The sequence below is a fragment of the Kitasatospora sp. NPDC003701 genome (assembly GCF_053587085.1).
In genome coordinates this window covers 1-4,040 of sequence record NZ_JBSFNM010000148.1, presented here as the reverse complement: position 1 = coordinate 4,040, position 4,040 = coordinate 1, and the positions used below count along the sequence as shown (strand labels likewise).

Here is a 4,040-nt window from a genome sequence, read left to right as displayed (position 1 = left end):
CACACCCTCCCGGTCGGTGGTGTGGTCGTCCGCGAACCGACGGTCACCCGTCGCGTCCGGCACGTGCTTCACACAGACAACGATCCTCAAGCTCACGGCCTGTCTCCTGTACTGGTCTCGTCCGGCGGCTGCGGCTGTGCAAGCGGGCGCGAACTCTGCACGCACCCGCTCCGGGCAGCGTGTTCCCGTGCCGGTCCGGAACTTCCTGGCAGCATACTCGCCAGCAGTCGAATGACACTACTGGCCAGTAGCTTACGCCGCCGAGCCCCGTCCGACCGCCCCGCGGAACGGCTCGCGGCGGCTCCCGAAGGAGACCCCACCCGGCCGGACCGCGCGGCTGCTCGCACTGCCGTCAGCCCTCATCCTGCCCCAGCACCGCGCCGACACCACCTGACGGGGCGGCGCATCCGGGGTGGGATTCACCACCCCCGCCGCACGGCCCCCGCCGGGCCGCTCAGACCGCCTCGCCCAGCGCCGCGATCACGTCGGCCTTGCGCGGCAGCCCGGCCGCCCGGCGCACCACCCGGCCGTCCGCGTCCAGGACCAGAACCGTCGGCGTCCGCAGGATCTCCAGCCGGCGGACCAGGCCCAGCCGCTCCTCGGCGTCCAGCTCCACGTGCGCCACTCCCTCGACCATGCCCGCCACCTCCCCGAGCACCCGCCGGGTGGCCCGACAGGGCTGGCAGAAGGCGGTCGAGAACTGCACCAGCGTGGCCCGCTCGCCCAGCGCCTCCCCCAGCTCCGCCGCCGAGAGCCGCACGGCCCCGTCCTTCGTGCGCACCCGCAGCCTCCCGTCGCGCTTGGCCCGCAGCAGCCCGAACGCGCTCGCCACCGCGAGCACGACAACGCACACCACCAACCCGGTCATCCCCCCAGTCTGCCCCGGCCGCCGGAGAGTCCGACAGGGTGGTCGACCGGTGGGACGGGGTCCGCGTACGATCGCCGGGTGGACTCCGACCGCCCCGCACAGCCGCTGCTGACCACCCGCCGGGTGGTCGACCTGTGCCGGGCCACGGCCTCGCGCTGTCACTGACGCGCCCCGCCGTCCCCCACCAGCGATCCAGCCCCGGAGTCCCCCCTTGCAGATAGACCCCCGCGGCCCGCGCTTCGCCGCCGCGCTCACCACCGCCGTCCTCATCGCCGTCCTGCTCAGCGGCAGCGGCCTGCTGCTCGCCCTCCAGGGCCTCGTCTTCGGCCTCGGCGCCGTCGGCGGCCTGCGCCGGTCACCGTACGGCTGGCTGTACCGGACCCTGGTCCGCCCCCGGCTGGCACCGCCGACCGAGACCGAGGACGAGCGCCCGCCGCGTTTCGCCCAGGGCGTCGGCCTGGCCTTCGCCGCCGTCGGCACGCTCGGCTTCCTCACCGGGGTGACCTGGCTCGGACTGCTGGCCACCGGGTTCGCCCTCGCCGCCGCCTTCCTCAACGCCGTGTTCGGCTACTGCCTCGGCTGCGAGATGTACCTGCTGGTCCGCCGCTCGCAGGGCCGGCTCGACCCGGCGTCCTGACCGGCCGGGAAAGGTTCCCGGCCGGCCCATCACGGACATCACACCCCCGTCACCCGGTCGACCGCATGCCTCAGGTGACAGCGGGCACTCGTTCGGGGGATCATCTCCGTGTATCACCCGTGGCCGCCGCGGCGTGCCGCGCCTCCGGTCGGCCCCACGTACGACACGGGTACCGCCGGACCGGGCCAGCAGGGCCCGTGGGAAGTCAGGACTGACCGTGGCAGAGCTCGTGTACCCGCCGGTGATCGGCGCCGCACTGACCGTCTTCCGCGCGCTCGACGTGCGCATCAGGATCGTCGGCGCCGAACACATCCCCGCCAAGGGCGGAGCGGTACTGGTGAGCAATCACATCAGCTACCTGGACTTCCTCTTCGCCGGCCTCGGCGCCTACCGCGGCGGCAAGCGCAAGACCCGCTTCATGGCGAAGGACGACGTCTTCAAGCACGGTGTCTCCGGCCCCCTGATGCGGGGCATGAAGCACATCCCGGTCGACCGCACCGACGGCCAGCCCGCCTACGAGGCCGCGGTGCGCGCCCTGCGCGCCGGCGAGATGGTCGGGGTGTTCCCGGAGGCGACCATCAGCCGCTCGTTCATGCTGAAGAAGTTCAAGACCGGCGCCGCCCGGATGGCCGCCGACTCCGGCGCCCCGCTGCTGCCGGTCGTCCTCTGGGGCACCCAGCAGCTCTGGACCAAGGGCCGGCCGAAGACCCTCACCAAGCGCCACGTCCCCGTCACCATCATGATCGGCGAGCCGATCGAGCTGGCGCCGGGCGACAAGCCCGTCATGGTCACCCGCCGGCTGCGCGCCGCGATGGGCGAGATGCTCGACCGGGCCCAGCGCGAGTACCCCGGCAAGCCGAGCGGCCCGGACGACACCTGGTGGCAGCCCGCCCACCTCGGCGGCACCGCCCCCACCCTCGAGGTCGCCGAGGCCGAGGACGAAGCAGAGGCCGAACGCCGCAGCACCCGCGACTGACCACCCCCGCCGGGGCTCCTGACAACCGGCACCCCGCCATGGCGTCGCCGCCTTCGTCTGCGGGCGGGCGGGGTGTCCGTACTGTCAACCCAACAATCCACTCGTCATACTCCGTGCGACCGAGTGGCCACGGACCGTCGCGTGTCGGGCGCCCGGCCGCACTCCCGATCTGACACAGTGACAGCTCCCCGGGGGCCTCGTCCTGCATCAGAGACGGAGATGACACGCCGATGACCGGCACACGGCTGCTGCCACTCACCACCACGGCCCGCACCCGCGCCCGCGCAGGTGCGGGCCTGCTGCTGGCGGGCACCGCCCTGCTCACCGGGTGCGGTGCCCAGCCCGGCGAGATCCCGCTCAGCGAGATCCGGGCGGAGTCCCCGTCCGCCACCCCCACGCCCGAGCCCGTCGTCGCCAACGCGACCCCGGGCGTGATCGGAGCCGCCGCGGCGGCGGCCCCCGTCACGGCACACAACGGCCTGATCGCCAGCCGGGTCTTCCTCGACCCCGGCCGCCTCACCAGCGCCGTCTTCACCGTCGCGGCCGACGGCGGCGTCGCGCAGCAGCTCACCCAGCCCCCCGGCCGGGGCCGCGACGACCACCCCGACTGGTCCCCCGACGGCAGCACCCTGGCCTTCGACCGCACCGAGACCGAGAACGGCCCGGCCCGGCTCTGGACGGTGTCCGCCGACGGCGAGGGCGCTCACCAGATCGGCCAGCTCTGCGAAGCCGGCGCGGCCGACTGCACCAACGAGGAGGAGAGCGGCCCCGCCTTCTCCCCCGACGGCAAGCAGCTCGCCTTCAGCCGCGCGTGGGGCGAGCTCGACTCCTCCAACAAGCAGATCCAGTACTCCGACCTGTACGTGATGAGCCCCGACGGCACCAACGTCCAGCGGCTGACCTTCCTCACCAACGACAAGCCGTACTCCGGCGACGTCCGCAACCCGAGCTGGTCACCCGACGGCAAGCAACTGGTCTTCGAGTACCGGACCAGCTCGACCGGCCAGCCGGCCGAGGGCCGCGCCCTCTACGTCGTCAACGCCGACGGCACCGGCCTGCGCCGGCTCACCCCCTGGGAGCTGCGGGCCGGTGAGCGCGCCAGCTGGTCCCCCGACGGCACCCGGATCGTGTTCACCACCTATCCGGCCGGCCCCGACTACACCCCGGGCGGGGGCATCTACACCGTCCAGCCCGACGGCACCGCCATCGACGCCCTCACCCCCGGCCCCTCCGATGTCTTCTACGGCGCGGCCGCCTACTCCCCCGACGGCACGTCGATCGTCTTCGCCCAGGCCCCCGCCGGAGGCACCGCCGACCTGTACCGCATGCAGGCCAACGGCACCGGTGTCACCCGGATCACCGACACGGTGGACCAATGGGAAAGCCGGCCCAGCTGGGGCACGGCCGCGTCCCAGCCGTAGCCGCCGCGGAGCCGCCGCGGAGCCGCCGCCGGGATATCGGCAGAACGCAAAGAACCCCCCGATCCGGATGGATCAGGGGGTTCTTCACAATGATTGTTCGGCGGCGTCCTACTCTCCCACAGGGTCCCCCCTGCAGTA

Annotated in this window: 4 protein-coding genes and 1 pseudogene; 3 read left to right on the top strand and 2 right to left on the bottom strand. The window is 73.2% G+C overall.

Features of this window, described 5'->3' with window-relative positions:
• Together ACWDRR_RS44175 and ACWDRR_RS44170 are read right to left on the bottom strand one after the other, a co-directional pair.
• Window positions 1–96, bottom strand: a pseudogene (locus ACWDRR_RS44175) (electron transfer flavoprotein subunit beta); the annotation flags it as partial.
• A 358-nt stretch (window positions 97–454) separates the two neighbouring features.
• A complete protein-coding gene (locus tag ACWDRR_RS44170; RefSeq protein WP_449778001.1) occupies window positions 455–868 on the bottom strand; it encodes a thioredoxin family protein in 414 nt (137 codons plus the stop codon).
• 211 nt (window positions 869–1,079) lie between these two features.
• Here ACWDRR_RS44170 and ACWDRR_RS44165 point away from each other — a divergent pair, with 211 nt between their 5' ends.
• The 3 genes from ACWDRR_RS44165 to ACWDRR_RS44155 all read left to right on the top strand — a co-directional run bounded on the left by ACWDRR_RS44165 (window position 1,080) and on the right by ACWDRR_RS44155 (window position 3,902).
• Complete coding sequence (locus ACWDRR_RS44165; protein WP_449778000.1) at window positions 1,080–1,505, top strand: DUF4395 domain-containing protein; 426 nt, start codon at window positions 1,080–1,082, stop codon at window positions 1,503–1,505.
• Window positions 1,506–1,722: 217 nt separating this feature from the next.
• Window positions 1,723–2,481: a lysophospholipid acyltransferase family protein gene (locus tag ACWDRR_RS44160; RefSeq protein ID WP_449777999.1), complete on the top strand. Its 759-nt coding sequence runs from the start codon at window positions 1,723–1,725 to the stop codon at window positions 2,479–2,481.
• A 230-nt stretch (window positions 2,482–2,711) separates the two neighbouring features.
• Window positions 2,712–3,902, top strand: coding sequence for a TolB family protein (locus ACWDRR_RS44155; protein WP_449777998.1), 1,191 nt, complete (start codon window positions 2,712–2,714; stop codon window positions 3,900–3,902).
• Window positions 3,903–4,040 lie beyond the last annotated feature (138 nt).